This is a genomic window from Vibrio sp. 1580 (assembly GCF_033340055.1).
The window spans coordinates 1-600 of the sequence record NZ_JAWOVT010000453.1 but is presented as its reverse complement, the minus strand read 5'-3'; the positions used below and the strand labels follow the sequence as shown (position 1 = coordinate 600).

General features: G+C 42.7%; 1 protein-coding gene. It reads left to right on the top strand.

The features are described 5' to 3' along the window. Positions 1-177: 177 nt before the first annotated feature. A partial coding sequence (locus R7093_RS26550; RefSeq protein ID WP_318147193.1) for a glycyl radical enzyme domain-containing protein occupies positions 178-600 on the top strand: 423 nt, incomplete at its 3' end.

Sequence of the window (600 nt, the reverse complement as noted above, 5' to 3'; positions counted from 1 at the left end):
TGTGAGGTAACCCCTAATTTAGGGATAGCTTATTTCCAATATGGAAATTAACGGTTTGTTTTTTTTCATTAGTGGCAAGGCTTAACTAGGCGTAAAATTCAATCTAGCCCTTTAGGGGTAATGGTCTGTACCTACCCAGATCCAGATGTCGTGGTCTTTTTTGCAGGAACATCCTTGATGACAAGCCTATCTGAACTCCAACAGCGTTTTCTCAATATCGCAACTGACGGCCGTTTGTCTCCGAAACAGAAGTCTAACTTCCTCGCTCTAGAAGCCGAAGCATGTATTCCATACATGCCCATTTCTGAAGCACTTCGTGAAGCGATGAGCGATGGCGTAATTTGTGACATGTTTGAAGGTCATGCGCCTTTTAAACCGCGTTACGTTTTACCTGACTATGCTAAGTTTTTATCTCAAGGCTCTGAGTATTTGGAGTTGCCACCTGCAGAAGATTTTGATGATGCGCTAAATATGCTTACCATCATCTATCATCATGTGCCGTCAGTTACTAATATTCCCGTGTATTTAGGGCAGTTAGACGACGTCCTGATGCCTTATGTAGGCGACCAAACTGAAGCGCAGATTTACAAAAAACTTCGA